This window comes from Micromonospora sp. PRAS1 (genome assembly GCF_059553435.1).
The window spans coordinates 175,693-190,672 of the sequence record NZ_JCANNB010000006.1 but is presented as its reverse complement, the minus strand read 5'-3'; the positions used below and the strand labels follow the sequence as shown (position 1 = coordinate 190,672).

12 protein-coding genes are annotated in these 14,980 nt (G+C 71.1%); 5 read left to right on the top strand and 7 right to left on the bottom strand.

From position 1 onward, the window contains the following. Positions 1–5: 5 nt before the first annotated feature. Together AC507J_RS08545 and AC507J_RS08540 are read right to left on the bottom strand one after the other, a co-directional pair. Complete coding sequence (locus AC507J_RS08545) at positions 6–2,990, bottom strand: AfsR/SARP family transcriptional regulator (RefSeq protein ID WP_496288518.1); 2,985 nt, start codon at positions 2,988–2,990, stop codon at positions 6–8. Between the two features lie 365 nt (positions 2,991–3,355). Beyond that, positions 3,356–3,598 (bottom strand): hypothetical protein, encoded by a 243-nt coding sequence (locus tag AC507J_RS08540; protein ID WP_496288517.1) that lies wholly within the window; start codon positions 3,596–3,598, stop codon positions 3,356–3,358. 132 nt (positions 3,599–3,730) lie between these two features. Between AC507J_RS08540 and AC507J_RS08535 the strand changes: the two genes are divergently transcribed. Continuing rightward, positions 3,731–3,913 (top strand): hypothetical protein, encoded by a 183-nt coding sequence (locus AC507J_RS08535; RefSeq protein WP_496288516.1) that lies wholly within the window; start codon positions 3,731–3,733, stop codon positions 3,911–3,913. A gap of 181 nt (positions 3,914–4,094) precedes the next feature. On the opposite strand, the gene AC507J_RS08530 is transcribed toward AC507J_RS08535, so the two are convergent. From AC507J_RS08530 to AC507J_RS08515, 4 genes are all read right to left on the bottom strand, one after another. Next, a complete protein-coding gene (locus AC507J_RS08530) occupies positions 4,095–4,763 on the bottom strand; it encodes an Abi family protein (protein WP_496288515.1) in 669 nt (222 codons plus the stop codon). A gap of 471 nt (positions 4,764–5,234) precedes the next feature. After that, entirely contained in the window at positions 5,235–6,905 is a 1,671-nt protein-coding gene (locus AC507J_RS08525) for a fumarate hydratase (protein WP_496288514.1), read from the bottom strand. A 77-nt stretch (positions 6,906–6,982) separates the two neighbouring features. Continuing rightward, on the bottom strand, positions 6,983–8,431 hold the full coding sequence (locus AC507J_RS08520) for an outer membrane protein assembly factor BamB family protein (protein ID WP_496288513.1): 1,449 nt from the start codon (positions 8,429–8,431) through the stop codon (positions 6,983–6,985). A 69-nt stretch (positions 8,432–8,500) separates the two neighbouring features. Further along, positions 8,501–9,766: an MFS transporter gene (locus AC507J_RS08515; protein ID WP_496288512.1), complete on the bottom strand. Its 1,266-nt coding sequence runs from the start codon at positions 9,764–9,766 to the stop codon at positions 8,501–8,503. A 66-nt stretch (positions 9,767–9,832) separates the two neighbouring features. Between AC507J_RS08515 and AC507J_RS08510 the strand changes: the two genes are divergently transcribed. Beyond that, entirely contained in the window at positions 9,833–10,822 is a 990-nt protein-coding gene (locus AC507J_RS08510; RefSeq protein WP_496288511.1) for an ArsR/SmtB family transcription factor, read from the top strand. 98 nt (positions 10,823–10,920) lie between these two features. Here AC507J_RS08510 and AC507J_RS08505 read toward each other — a convergent pair whose 3' ends face one another. Then, positions 10,921–11,424, bottom strand: a complete 504-nt coding sequence (locus tag AC507J_RS08505) for an Lrp/AsnC family transcriptional regulator (protein WP_496288510.1) — start codon at positions 11,422–11,424, stop codon at positions 10,921–10,923. Positions 11,425–11,561: 137 nt separating this feature from the next. Here AC507J_RS08505 and hppD point away from each other — a divergent pair, with 137 nt between their 5' ends. The 3 genes from hppD to hisC all read left to right on the top strand — a co-directional run bounded on the left by hppD (position 11,562) and on the right by hisC (position 14,977). Continuing rightward, positions 11,562–12,767: a 4-hydroxyphenylpyruvate dioxygenase gene (hppD, locus tag AC507J_RS08500; protein ID WP_496288509.1), complete on the top strand. Its 1,206-nt coding sequence runs from the start codon at positions 11,562–11,564 to the stop codon at positions 12,765–12,767. A gap of 201 nt (positions 12,768–12,968) precedes the next feature. Continuing rightward, a complete protein-coding gene (locus tag AC507J_RS08495; RefSeq protein WP_496288508.1) occupies positions 12,969–13,877 on the top strand; it encodes an RDD family protein in 909 nt (302 codons plus the stop codon). Further along, entirely contained in the window at positions 13,874–14,977 is a 1,104-nt protein-coding gene (gene hisC / locus AC507J_RS08490) for a histidinol-phosphate transaminase (RefSeq protein WP_496288507.1), read from the top strand. Before AC507J_RS08495 ends, hisC begins: the two co-directional genes overlap by 4 nt. The last annotated feature ends 3 nt before the right edge of the window (positions 14,978–14,980 follow it).

Genomic DNA, 14,980 nt, shown 5'->3' with positions numbered 1-14,980 from the left:
CCGGATCACGTCGGCGGCAGCTCGTCCAGCTGCCGCTGCACCTCGGCAGCATCGGGCGACTCGACCTGACTCAGCAGTGACAGCGCCCGGACCCAGCGGGATCTGGCCGCGCCCGGGTCGCTGTGCCTGACGCAGCGGGCGATGCCGTCCAGCGCGCGTGCCTGCTCGTACCGGTGCTCAATTCTGGTGGCGTCGAGCAGCACCCGACCGAACAGGTCCTGGGCGCTGCGTACGTCGCCCTGGTCGAGGATGGCGCGGGCCAGCAGATTACGGGACGCGCACTGGCCGACCAGGTCACCGACCTCGCTGATCAGGATCAGCGCCTGCCGGTGCAACGCCGCCGCCTCCTCCGGCCGCCCGGCCTCGCGCTCCATCACGCCGAGTTCGTTGAGCACCTCGCCCTCGTTGAACCGGTTGTCGACCTCGCGCTGAAGGGTCAGCGCCGCCCGCAGCAGCCGCCGCGCCGGCCCGGTGTATCCCATTCGATGCCGGGTAATGCCCGTGTGCTCCACGGCGTTCGCCAGCTGCCGGCGGTCGCCGAGGACCCGGGCCAGCATCAGGTGGTTGCGGCTGGCCCGCAGCGCCTCGTCGTACCGGCCCCAGGAGATCAGTGCGAACGTCAGGTTGGTCAGCAGCGCGGCCTGCTCGGTCCGCTGGTCGGCGCCGCGCAGCAACGGTGCCGCCTTCCGGAAGTAGTCCGCGGCGCGGCGTGGATCACCGCTGTTGGAGCTGGCGATGCCGAGGTTCCACAGCGCGATCGGCAGCAGGTCGCTGACATCGTTGCGCCGGCACAGCTCGACCACCCGCTCCAGCAGCCGGATCGCCTGCCCGAAACGGGCCAGCCGGAACTCGGCGGAGGCGAGGTAGTTGAGCAGCACCGCGGTCGCGGACTCGTCGCCGAGCGCCTCGGCCGCCCGCAGGCCGGCGGTGTGTGTCTCGATCAACTCGTCGAGGTGCCCACCGTTGAAGAGCAACCGCCAGCAGGCCCGGGCCAGCTGCCAGCAGTGCCGGGGGAAGTCCTGCTCCGCCGATCTGACCAGCGCCACAAATGTCGAGCGCTGCTCGTCGAACCAGGCCACCCCGCGATCGACGCAGGCCGCCACCAGATCGGGACGCGGTGGATCGGGCAGGGTGAGGGTACGTCGGCTGATCGGCGGCTCCACCTGCCGGCTGATCGTCGCGAGCACATGCAGGTGGTGGTCGAGCAGCCGGTGGAGCGCGGCGTGCCGTTCCGACGCGTGGGCCGGTTCGGTGCAGAGCGTGCGGGCGTACTCACGGACCAGATCGTGCAACCGGTACCGGCCGGGTTCCGGTTCGTCAGCCAGATGGGCGTCGACCAGTTCGTCCAACAGGTGTTGTGCCTCGGGCAGCGGCAGGTCGGCCAGGGCGGCGGCGACCGTGTTGTCGAAGCGTACGTCCGGATGCAGCCCGAGCAGCCGGAAGGTGCGCTGCGCGGCCGGCGACACCTGCGCGTACGACAGGGCGAAGGCGTCCCCGACGGAGCGTTGCCCGGCGGCCAGCTCGGCCAGGGTGTCCCGGCTTCCGCCGAGCCGTTCGGCCAGATCAGCGATCCGCCACCGAGGACGGTGCACCAGTCGGGCGCCGGCCAGCCGGATCGCGAGCGGGAGATAGCCGCAGCGGCGTACCACCTCGGCGGCCGCCGCCGGCTCCGCCGCCACGCGTTCACCCCCGGCCACCCGGTCGAGCAGCTCGATCGCCTCGTCCGGGGCGAGCACGGGCAACGAGGAGGGACGGCCCTCGTCCAGACCCACCAGCCGGCGCCGGCTGGTGATCAGGGTCAGGCAGCCGGCGCCGCTGGGCAGCAGTGGCGTCACCTGCGCGGCGGTGGCGGCATTGTCCAGCAGCACCAGGACCCGCCGGTCGGCAAGTTCGGTACGCCAACGGGCCACCCGGTCGTCCAGGTCGACCGGGATGCGCTCGGCCGGGACCCCGAGCTGCCGCAGCAGGGTGGCCAGCGCGGCGGCCGGGCTCAGCGGCGCCCGCTCGCTGTGCCCGTGCAGATCGATGAAGAGCTGAGCGTCCGGGTACTGGTCAGCCAGCTGGGTGGCCACGTGTACGGCCAGCGTGGTCTTGCCGCTGCCGGCCATCCCGTCGATCAGATGGAGCCGGGTCTCCCCCTCCTCGATCTCCTTGACCAGCCGGGCGACCGTTTCGGAACGTCCGGTGAAGTCGCTGATCGACCGGGGCAGCCCGCGTACCGGGGCGGTGTCGCGGCGGGTCGAGCTGGCGACAGCGAGATCACCGGCGAGCACCCGCTGGTGCAGCTCCTGCAACCCGGCACCGGGCTCGATGCCGAGTTCCTCGGCGTACCGGCGGCGACCTTCCCGATACAGCACGAGCGCGTCCGCCTGCCGGTCGACCGCGGAGAGCGCCAGCATGAGTTGGCCGCGCAGCCGCTCCCGCAACGGGTGTTGCTCCAGTTGCTCGCTCAACTCGTCGAGCAGCGCCGCCGCGTGGCCGAGCCGCAGCTCGACGTCCACGCACTCCTCGAACACCGCGAGGACCTGCTCGTCAAGCGCCTGGGCCCGCCGCCGCACGCTCTGGTTGGGAATCCCGCTCAGCGCCGGCCCACGGGACAATTGCAGCGCGGCCCGGAACTGCCGGCGCGCGTCGATCAGCTGTCCGCTGGCGAGCGCGGCCCGGGCCGCGTCGACGTTACGGGCGAAGACCTCGGTGTCCAGTTCGCCGGAAGCCGTGCGGACGCCGTACCCGACGGGGTCGGTGACGATTGTCTCCGGCGGCAGCCCGAGGCCGGCGAAGCGCTGTCGCAACCGCGACACGCAGGTCTGCAACTGAGCGCGGGCGGTGACCGGCGGATGCTCTTCCCAGATGGCGTCGACCAGCTCGTCGACCGGCACAATGCGGTTTGTCCGGAGCAGCAGGACTGCGAGGACGACCCGGTCCCGACCTGCGGTGATGGTGGCTTCGCCCCCACCGACGCGCAGTGGCCCCAGGATCTGAAACCGCATCCGCTCCCCCGCCCCGGCGATGGTGGCAACTTCCAGCAGCGTAGCTCGGCGGTCACCGATAGTCCCATCGAGCTGATAGCGATCTGAGAGTGGATCGACAGTAGAAGGCCGGAGACTGTCCTCGGTCGCAGGATGCTGCGATCGACGGGGGCGGTGCGCCCGCCAACGGCGGGCGCACCGATGTCGACCGGCCGTTTCCGCTGGCAGGCAACCCGACCAGATACTCTTTCATCGCCAGGAGCAGTAGCTCTGTGGAAGTGGACCCGGCAGCCTTCCGGACGGTGGGTGGGCCGGGTCTCGCGCTGCCTGGTGTCAGACTTCCCTGACTACGTACCGGGGCTCTCGGTGCCCTCGGCCGGAAAGCGTCAGGATTCCCCGTCCCGGATAATCTGGCGGACCCGCTCTCGGCTGTAGCCGGTTGCCGCCACGATGTCCACCTGACGCACGCCGTCCCGGTCAGCGGCCCGGATCGCCTCGGCCAACGCGGCGCGCGCCTGGTCCGCCTTCGCCCGGGCCTCGGCCACAATGCGGGCGGCCCGCTCCTCGGCACGGGGCACCCCGGCTTGCGCCGCGCGCAACTTCCGTACCGCTGCCTCCAGGTCCGCCACTTGGCCATTCCAGCAGGCCAGCGCCGAACGTCTGCTGTCCAAGTGGCACCGCAGCCCCGAGTTGTTCCGCCGGGAGCCGGCCGCCGTGCTGGCCAGAGTCCATCCCACAGAGTCGAGCGGGAGGCAGACGTCGTGACGATCCTGGCGATCGGCCCGCGTCAGCTACCGAAGACGGAGATGGTCGAGGTGTGGCTTGATGCTGGCAGTGGTTCCACCGGTCAGCACGTCATGGTCCCCGTGAAGCGACTGACCCTTTCCGATCTTGACCAGGGAGAGGGTGTAACGGCGTTGTACGAATACGAGACGCCCTACTGAACCTGGCAGGCGAGTCCTCGGCAACATGCCGAGGACTCGCATCGTCGCGCTGCCGTCACTCAGGTGGCCGGAGCGGTCAGTGGCGGCCGATGGTGAGGACCGGCTTGGTCACCTCGGCGAAGAAGTCGTTGCCCTTGTCGTCGACCACGATGAAGGCCGGGAAGTTGAACCGCAGCCTAAGCTAGGGCCAGTCGGCGGGTGGCTGGGCAGAAAACGGGCGCTGGTCGAGAAGATTGGGTACCCGGCTCCGCTCCCGCATCCAATTGGAAAATCCGGGGACGATCCACGCCACCACCTCAAGCACGGTGTCGTGATCAGCCGCCAGGTGCCGCCGGTAAATCGGTTCGTGGTGGGCGATCCGGTTCCGGAGCAATCGAAGAGTGTTCAAGCGGGGGTGCAGTCTCACTCTGGTTCCGCTGTATCCAGGAAAGGCTCGGCGGAGGCCCGGCCGCCACAGCGACATCTCGTAGTTGCAGTCGCCACCGGCGCTCAGCAGCGCGACCCAGAAGCCAAACGGCAAGGCTGCCACAACGTGCCCCGGGCTGCCGCTGGCACCTCTGCGTCCCATCTCAGCAGATGCCTTAGCGATCATGTCGTTAGCAGGAGAGGTGAAGTTGAATCGCGACGCCAACCACCAGTCTTCCCGTCCGCCCATCGCCCTGAGTTGTTCATGAAGCGCGTTGCGCAGTGCTACCTCGAAGTGCCCCAGCACCTCGAAGAAGGCAGCGGACACAGCCGTATTCCACTCGTAGAGTTGGATTCCCTCGGCGAGGCCGCCTCCGGCTGCCTTGACGTACGGCTCAAGCCGACCTGCCGAGAGAGCCCTCTCCAGCGCCACGATGTCGGCCATCACAGTCGCCCTTCTCGTCATTCCGAGGTAGAGTGCATGCGTACGCCCCGGACGTTGCCTCTGCTTGCAAGCAACCCGGGGCATTGCTCTATCAGGGAGCTGCTGCTCCGCGCCAGTCAGACCGGCCGGTGCCGGAGGCTCTGCAACGGGGCACCAGTTGCAGCCACGATGAAGAAGCTCCAGCCGTTACGGTGCGGACTCACACCTGGATTACGCTGCTGGACGATCTCCCGTGCGGCCTGGCTGGGGGTTCGGAAGGGCAGCCGCTTGCGCTTGCTCCACGAGACGAGCAAACACCTGCCCCCTTCGTCATGCCAGTGACGCCCGCTGCGAAAGGCAGGTACCGATCGGTCGCATCGTCTACTTCCAACTGCGGCATGCCCCAACCTCCTAGTTCCGAAATGAAGGATTGGGCCTCAGCGGAATCTATGCAACTCCAAACCCTGCCAAGCAAGATAAGAATTTATTTTCTCAGTGGCGGCCGATGGTGAGGACCGGCTTGGTCACCTCGGCGAAGAAGTCGTTGCCCTTGTCGTCGACGACGATGAAGGCCGGGAAGTCCGCCACCTCGATCTTCCAGACCGCCTCCATGCCGAGTTCCGCGTATTCCAGGACCTCCACGTGCCGGATGCAGTCCTGGGCGAGCCGGGCGGCAGGGCCACCGATCGAGCCGAGATAGAAGCCACCGTGCTGATCGCAGGAGCGGGTCACCTGCGCGGACCGGTTGCCCTTGGCCAGCATCACCATCGACCCGCCGGCAGCCTGGAACTTCTCCACGTACGCGTCCATCCGGCCGGCGGTGGTCGGGCCGAACGAGCCGGAGGCGTAGCCCTCCGGGGTCTTCGCCGGGCCGGCGTAGTAGACCGCGTGGTCGCGCAGGTACTGCGGCATCGGCTCGCCGGCGTCCAGCCGCTCGGCGATCTTGGCGTGGGCGATGTCCCGGGCGACCACAAGCGGGCCGGTGAGCGAGAGCCGGGTCTTGACCGGGTACTTGGAGAGTTCGGCGCGGATCTCGTCCATCGGGCGGTTCAGGTCGACGCGGACCACCTCGGAGGTGTCCAGCTGCGCGTCGGTGACCTCGGGCAGGTAGCGGGCCGGGTCGGTTTCGAGTCGCTCCAGCCACACCCCCGACGGGGTGATCTTGGCGACCGCCTGCCGGTCCGCCGAACACGACACCGCGATCGCCACCGGGCAGGAGGCGCCGTGCCGGGGCAGCCGCACCACCCGGACGTCGTGGCAGAAGTAGCGCCCGCCGAACTGTGCGCCGATGCCGAAGTTGCGGGTCAGCTCCAGCACCTCGGCCTCCAACTCCAGATCCCGGAAGCCGTGGGCGGTCATCGAGCCGGAGGTGGGCAGCGCGTCGAGATACTTCGCCGAGGCGTACTTGGCGGTCTTCAGGGCGTACTCGGCGCTGGTGCCACCGATCACCACGGCCAGGTGGTACGGCGGGCAGGCCGAGGTGCCGATCAGCCGCAGCTTCTCCTCCAGGAACTGCATCATCCGCGTCGGGTTCAGCAGCGCCTTGGTCTCCTGGTAGAGGTAGGACTTGTTGGCCGAGCCGCCGCCCTTGGCCATGAAGAGGAACTTGTACGCGTCCGGATGCCCGTCCGGGTCCTCGGCGTAGAGCTCCACCTGGGCGGGCAGGTTGCTGCCGGTGTTCCGCTCCTCCCACATGGTCAGCGGAGCAAGCTGGGAGTAGCGCAGGTTGAGCCGGGTGTACGCCTGCCACACGCCACGGGAGATCGCCTCGGCGTCCGTGCCGTCGGTGAGCACATGCCGGCCACGCTTGCCCATCACGATCGCGGTGCCGGTGTCCTGGCACATCGGCAGCACTCCGCCAGCGGCGATGTTGGCGTTGCGCAGCAGGTCCAGCGCGACGAACCGGTCGTTCGGCGAGGCCGCCGGGTCGTCGATGATCGAACGCAGCTGGGCCAGGTGCGCAGGGCGCAGGAAGTGCGCGATGTCGTGCATCGCCTCGGCGGTCAACGCGGTCAACGCGGCCGGCTCCACGGTGAGGAACCGCCGACCACCCGGACCGTTGACGACGTCGACACCCTCGTCGGTGACCAGGCGGTACTCCGTCTGGTCGGGACCGGTCGGCAGCAGGGGCGCGTACGAGAATTCGGCGGCGGCACTACTCATGTCGAGAAAGCCTAGGGCAGATGGGTCGACCGCTCCCACCCGCCGGGTGGGGTGCGCTCATCCGTCCCGGTGGACGGTCACTTGCCGTTGTCGGGGGCCGCGCAGAGCTCGTTCTTCGGGCCGCAGCTCTCCTGCGGTTGCGGGCCGTCGCCGGGGTTGGCGGGCCCGGGTGCCGGGCCGGTGCCGTCGCGCGGGTCAGCACCGTCGCGCCGCGGGTCGCCCGCGCCGAACCGGACGTACCCGATCTCGCGTCCCTCCCCGATCACCATGCCGCCCGGACCGACCGCGAGCGCGTTCGCCGAGGTGCGCAGCACCGCCAACTCCCGGCCGGTACGTGGGTCGAGCGCCACCAGCCGGTTGGGCTTCTCGTCTGCGAGGACGGCCGCGTACGGGGTCAGGGCAGCGCCCGCCTTCGCACCGGCCGGCCGGTTCCACCGCACCCGGCCGGAGCCGAGTTCGCGGGTCGAGACCGCGCCACGATCGCCGGTACGCACCACCGCGTACCGGTCGTCGACCGCGAGCACCCGTTCGGAGTTCTCGGCGACCAGCAGCAGCCGCCCGTCGTACCCGTCGAGAATCGCCTCCCGGCCGTCGGGCGACACCCCGACCAGCACGTTGCGGGCGCCGTACGGGTCCTCCCGCTGCACGCACCCGGCGCTGTCGGCGGTACGCAGGTTGAGTCCGGCGCGCTGCCACGTCTCCTGCCCGCTGGCCGGTTCCCGGCCGGAGATGGCGAAGTAGCAGCTGCCGTCCTGGGACCGGGCGACGATATGCAGCAGGCGTCCCCCGATCACCGCCAGCCGCTCGTCCCGCCCTGGCTCGACGTTCTGCAGCACCCGGCCGGTGGCGGTGTCGACCACGTGCACCCGGCCGTCGACGGGGAAGCCGAGCAGCGGTGGCACCGCTTCCGGCCCGGCCACCTCGTCGTGGATGCGGGCGGCGGTGAGCCGACGGGTGTCGAGCAGGTTCGGGTTGTCGGCGAGCAGGCCGCTGCTGACCCCGGGCAGGAAGGCGGTCCACAGCGGAGCGGTCCCGCGTGGCTCCCAGGCGCTCAGGGTGCAGTCCGTCGCCTCGACGCACCGCGCGTCGAGCAACAGGTTCCGGTAGGTCCAGACCGCCACCGCGTCGTCGTCCCGCCGCCGGGTAGCCCCGGTCGTCGGGTCGAGCACCTCGTACCCCTTGACCAGCAGCCGGCCCACGACGACCACGGCCTCGGCACCGCCGCCGGCCACCGCCGTCCAGTCGGCCTTACGCTCCCACAGCTGGCTGCCGGTGGTCAGGCTGCGCGCCTCGACCCGGGTGCGCTGCTCGACCACCACGGTCTCGCCGGCGATCGTGACGCTGCGCGGGGTGCCCCCGATCCGTTCCTGCCAGACCACGTCCGGCTCGGAGATCGGCTGGCGCCGGTTGACCCATTCCCACATTCCCGGAAACGGGTTCCACACTCCGGTCGCGGCGAGCACCACCACGATGATCAGGCCGAGCAGCAGCCCGCCACGTACGCCGAGGCCGCTCCCCTTCGCCACCGGAACACGGTAGCCACCCGCGCCCTCCACCGCTCGCACCGCACCGCGTGTCGTGCTCGGAAGGGCCCCCTATCGACGTCTTCCACGGGTGCCCACGGGGGCGAGGACCGGCCACAGGATCAGGGTGGCGACGACCGACGCGGCACCGGCGACGGCCATCACCACGCCCGGCGCGAGCAGCTCACTCAGCACGCCGGCACCCGCCGCCGCCAACCCCTGTGCCGCCATCATTCCGGTGCTGAGCAGCCCGAACGCCTGCCCCCGGCGGGCCTCGGGGACCGCGTCGAGGAACCGCCGGGCCAGCCCGAGCTGATAGGCGAACCCGGCGGTGGCCACCGCGAACAGGGCCGCGGCCGGCACCAGCGCCGGGGTGGCCAGGAACGCCAGCATCGGCACGCCGAGCAGCAGCGCGAGCCAGGGCGTCCACCGTTCGCGCCGGGCCGGTGCCACGAAACGTCCCACCAGCAGGTCGCCGACCAGCATCCCGCCCGCGCCGGCCATCAGCAGTACGCCGGCACTCGCGCCCGGTCCCAGGTCGGCCGCGTACGGCACGGCGACGCCCTCCGCGCCGACCAGCAGCGAGCCGGGCAGCCACTGGGCGAGCAGCAGTCCCCGGACCCGGCGGTCGGCGAAGAGCTGTCGGTTGACCCGCATCGTCTCGCGGACCGCGCCGGCCCGGACCGGACCGTCCGGCACCGGGATCGAGCGCGACCGGGCGGGACGGCGGGCCAGGCCGACCCGCACCATCAGCGCGGAGAGACCGCAGGTCACTGCGGTCAGCCAGAGCGCACCGTACGGGCCGACCAGGCCGAGCAGCAGGCCACCGAGGGCGAACCCGGCCACCTGGGTACCCCCGGCCGCCACGTTGAACAGCGAACGGCCCAGCACGTACGCGTCGCCGCGCAGCAGTTCCGGCAGTAGCGCGTTCCGGGCCGCGGTGCTGACCGGGCCGAAGAACGCCACCACCGCGACCAGGCCGAGCATCGCCGAGGGGGGCAGCAACCCGGTGGCGAGTACCGCGACCATGGCCAGCCGCAGCAGGTCGTAGCCGACGATCAGCCCGCGCGCCGGCCACCGGTCGGCCAGCGCCAGCAGGAACATCCCGCCCAGCGCGTGCGGCAGGAACCCGGTGACGTACGCCAGGGCGGCCAGCAGGCCGGAGCCGGTGCGTTCGTAGACCAGCACGGAGAGGGCGAGCATCTTCACCGTCTCGCCGATCATGAAGACGCCGAAGCTGGCGAAGACCACCCGGAACTCGGCGACGGCGAAGACGTCCCGGAAGGTGGCCGGCCGGTCCAATCTCCTCGGGACCGCCGTCGTACTGCTGCTGTTCACGCTGGTCAGCGTGACGGGCCGCCGTGGCGCGGTCTATCCTTTCGCCGTCAAGCGAAAGGTCTCGACGTGCGCATCAGGATCACCCCGGCCGACGTGGCGGCGAGCCGGTACGCGATCTCGCCGCTCGGCGAGGCGGTCTCCGCGCTGAGACTGATGGCGGGGCAGCGAACCGCCCTCGGCCTCGCGCCGTGGGTGGCCCGGCAGCGCCCGGCGTACGACCGGCTGCGGCGGGAGCTGCCGGCGGTGGGTGCGCTGCTGGCCCTGCTGCGCCGGGGCGGCTACAACGCCGACTTCATCCAGCCTCCGCCGGACGGCACCGCGCGGGACTTCGCCGACGAGCTGGCGGTGGTCCGGGCCACCCCGCTCGCCCAGGCCCGCGACGAACTGGCCCGCAACCTCGCCGGTCCCCGGGCCACGCCACCGGCGTACGCCCTCCGGATCTACGAGTCACCGGACGTGGTCGACGTACTCGCGGATGCCATCGAGGCGGCCTGGACGACGTTGGTCCAGCCCGACTGGCCCCGGCTGCGCGCGGTGCTGGAGCGGGACCTGGTGCACCGGGCCGGCCGACTGCTCGCCTACGGCTGGGGCGCGGCGGTGGCGGACCTGGACCCTCGACTGCGCTGGGCACCCGGCGGTGACGTCGGCGTCATCGAGGTCGCCGACAACTATCCGGAGGAACACGCGCTGGCCGGCCGGGGCCTGCTCTTCGTACCCACCGTGTTCGGCACGCTGATCACCTACGTCGAACGCCCCTGGCCGTACGCGATCGTCTACCCGGCCTCCGGGGTGGCCGAGCTGCTCGGCCCGCCCGATCCCGCCCGTCCCGCCGACGCGCTGGACCGGCTGGTCGGGCGCTCCCGGGCGGCGGTGCTGCGGGCGCTCGCCCTGCCCGCCACCACCAGTCAACTCGTCGCCCAGCTCGGGCTGAGCCTGGGCGGGGTCGGCGACCACCTCTCGGTGCTGCGGGACGCGGGCCTGGTCAGCCGGGTCCGTTCCGGCCGGGCCGTCCGCTACCGGCGCACCCCGCTCGGCGACGCCCTCGCCGCCGACTGACGCCGCCGACGTCAGGCTGCCGGCGTCAGGCTGCCGGCGTCAGGCTGCCGGCGTCAGGCTGCCGGCGTTAATAAGGGGCCCTTCCTATGCACAAGGCGTTAATAAGGGGCCCTTCCTTCAGCCAGGGCGGAGCGGAGGAGGGGCAGGACGCGGTAGGGGATCTGCTCGGCGAGGGCGATGATGGTGGAGGCGCGGCGGATCCCCTCGTACGCCACGATCTGGTCGATCACCCGTTGCAGGTCGGCGTTGGAGCGGGCCACGATCCGGCAGAGCAGGTCGCTGGAACCGGTGATCGTGTGCGCCTCAAGCACCTCCGGGATCCCCGCCAGGTGGCGGGTGACCGGATCGTGCCCGTGCCGCTGGCTGATCTCCAGGGTGACGAAGCTGGTCACCGAGAAGCCGATCGCCGTCGGCGCGACAGTCGGCCCGAAACCGCCGATCACACCCCGGTCGACCAGCTTGTCCAGCCGCGCCTGGACGGTGCCCCGGGCCACGCCGAGCCGGCGGGAGCACTCCAGCACGCCGATCCGGGGTTCCTCGGTGAGCAGCTCGATCAGGGAGACATCCAGCGCATCGAGCTGTACACCTTGACCAGCGTTCATGGCTCATCACCCTACTTCCTGCACAACCTGACCAGCCAAATCGATGACAGTTGCCTAGTTAACCGGCGCACGGTGATAGTCCGGGGAAGAGCACAGCGTCGGCCCCCGAGGCCGGCCGGTACGCAAGGGAGGCCACCATGACCCAGGCGATCGACCGACCCCAGTCGACCGAGGAGGTCGACGTCGACGCCCTCGTCGGCGCCGTCGACCACGACATCGCCCGCGACCCGTTCCCGGTCAAGGGCCTCGACCACGTGCACTTCCTGGTGGGCAACGCCAAGCAGGCGGCGCACTACTACTCCACCGCGTTCGGCATGACCTGTGTGGCGTACCGGGGTCCGGAGCAGGGCTACCGCGACCACGCCCAGTACGTGCTGACCAGCGGCTCGGCCCGGTTCGTGCTGACCGGCGCGGTCCGCCCCCACGCCGAGGGCAGCGAGCAGGTGGCGAAGCACAGCGACGGGGTCTCCGACATCGCGCTGGAGGTGCCGGACGTGGACGCCGCGTACGCGCACGCCACCGCGCAGGGCGCGACCGGCCTGCTGGAGCCGCACGACGTGAGCGACGAGCACGGCACCGTCCGGATGGCGGCCATCGCCGCGTACGGCGACACCCGGCACACCCTTGTCGACCGGTCCCGCTACACCGGCCCGTTCCTGCCCGGCTTCGTCGCCCGCAAGCCGATCGTGGACCGGCAGCCGATGATCGACGCTGGCATCCAGCCGAAGCGCTTCTTCCAGGCGGTCGACCACGTCGTCGGCAACGTGGAGCTGGGCCGGATGGACGAGTGGGTCGAGTTCTACAAGCGGGTCATGGGCTTCACCAACATGGCGGAGTTCGTCGGCGACGACATCGCCACCGACTACTCGGCGCTGATGAGCAAGGTCGTCGCGAACGGCACCCGCAAGGTGAAGTTCCCGCTCAACGAGCCGGCGATCGCCCGCAAGAAGTCGCAGATCGACGAGTACCTGGAGTTCTACCAGGGCCCGGGCGCCCAGCACATCGCGGTGGCCACCAACGACATCCTGGCCAGCGTGGACGCGATGCGGGCCGCCGGTGTCGACTTCCTGGACACCCCGGACTCGTACTACGACGACCCGGAGCTGCGCGCCCGCATCGGCGAGGTACGCGTACCGATCGAGGAGCTGAAGGCCCGCAAGATCCTGGTCGACCGGGACGAGGACGGCTACCTGCTCCAGATTTTCACCAAGCCGGTGCAGGACCGCCCGACCGTCTTCTTCGAGCTGATCGAGCGGCACGGCTCGCTCGGTTTCGGCAAGGGCAACTTCAAGGCCCTCTTCGAGGCGATCGAGCGCGAGCAGGAGAAGCGCGGCAACCTGTAGGACTGTCGAGCGTGACCCGGTCTCCGTCGTACCCGATGCCGCCGGTCGGTGGGCCGCCACCCGCCACCGACGGCGTCGGGTCGCGCACCGGTCCACCGGCCCCGGAGCAGCGCACGCCCTGGCTGTGGTGCCGCCGGGCCGCGTTCGTCGGAACGGTCGTCGTTAAGGTGTCGAGGTGAGCGAGCACAGCAAGGCCCCGACGTGAGCGTGGCACCCGGTTGGTACGTCGACCCCGCCGATCCGCAGACCCGGAGGTACTGGGACGGCGAGGGTTGGATCGGCGCACCCATCCCGGTCGATGCCACCCCGCCTGCGGGCCCACCCGAGCCCGAGCCCGAGCCCGAACCGGAGCCAGCCACCCCGGCCACCCCGGCGACACCGGCACCCACCGGCGCGTCGGCCGACCGGCACGCCGGGACGCCCCCGCCGGCCGGCTGGCCGCAGGGCCTGCCGCCGGGGCAGCCCGGTGCCCCGGGAGCACCACCGGGCTGGGTGTACCCGCCGACCTGGCCCGGCCGCCCGCCGGAGATCCGGCCCCATGGGCTGCCGCTGGCCTCGTTCGGTGCCCGGCTGACCGCCCGACTGATCGACTTCGGCATCGTCTTCGCGCTCAACGCGCTTGTGAACGGCTGGTTCTTCTGGCGCTACCTCGCGGAACTCTCCCCCGTCGTCGACGAGTTCTGGCGGCGGATACAGACCCAGGACCGGACGACCGAACCGCTTCCCGCCGCAGGTGAACAGGCCGGCTCGCTGGTCGTGGTGATCCTGCTGATCGCCACCTCGCTCTGGCTTGCGTACGAGGTGCCGGCGATGGCCGCCAACGGGCAGACCTTCGGCAAGCGGGTGGCCGGCATCAAGGTGCTGCCCGTCGAGGCGGACGCGCCGCTCGGCTTCGGCCGGGCGCTCCGCCGGTGGAACACCCTCGGCCTGCCCACCCTGCTCTGGTACTGCTGCGGCCTCGGCCTGCTGCTCCAGCTGATCGACGCGCTCTCCCCCCTCTTCGACCACCCACTTCGGCAGGCGCTGCACGACAAGCGCGCGCAGACCGTGGTGGTGAAGGTTCCCCGCACCTCCGCCGACCGCGCCAATCCCCCGGGAGACACCCCATGACCGACACCGGACGCCACCGGCCCACACCGCGGCTGACCCGCGCCGACCTGGACGCGCTGCCCAACTACGTGCCCGGCCGCAGCCCGGCCGACCTCGCCCGTGAGCTGGGCCTGCCCGAGGCGATCAAGTTGGCCAGCAACGAGGTCCCGTACGGCCCACTGCCCGGTGTGGTCGAGGCCGTCGCCGAGGCGGTCGCCGGGGTGCACCGCTACCCGGACATGGGCGTGGTGGCGCTCCGACAGGCGTTGGCCGAGCGGTACGAGGTGGACCCGGACCGGATCGCCACCGGTTGCGGCTCGGTGGCGCTGGCCGAGCACCTGGTCCGGGCGACCTGCCTGCCCGGCGACGAGGTGCTCTACTCGTGGCGCTCGTTCGAGGCGTACCCGATCATCGCGGCGACAAGCGGCGCGACAAGCGTGCGGGTGCCCAACGACGCCGGGCACGGGCACGACCTCGCGGCGATGGCGGCGGCGGTGACCGACCAGACCCGGATGATCCTGGTCTGCAACCCCAACAACCCCACCGGCACCGCGGTACGCCGGGCCGAGCTGGACCGTTTCCTCGACGCGGTACCGGACGACGTGCTCGTGGTGATCGACGAGGCGTACCGGGAGTTCGTCACCGACCCCGAGGTGCCCGACGGGCTCGACTACGCCGACCGACCCAACGTGGCCGTGCTGCGCACCCTCTCCAAGGCGTGGGGTCTGGCCGGCCTGCGGATCGGCTTCCTGGTCGCCCAGCCGGAGGTGGCTGCGGCGATCCGCAAGGTCGTCACCCCCTTCTCCACCAGCCTGGCCGCGCAGGCGGGGGCGCTGGCCGCGCTCGCCCAGGCCGACGAGGTACGGCGGCGCTGCGACCTGGTGGTGACCGAGCGGGACCGGGTCACCGAGACGCTGCGCAAGCTGGTGCCGGACGTGCCGACCAGCCAGGCCAACTTCGTCTGGCTACCGCTCGGCGACCGGGCGGTCGAGTTCGGCAAGGCGTGCGAGTCGCGCGGGGTTATCGTCCGGCCGTTCCCCGGCGACGGGGTCCGGGTCACCATCGGCACCCCGGCCGAGAACGACGCCTTTCTCGCGGCGGCCGAGTCCGCCCTGGCCTGATCC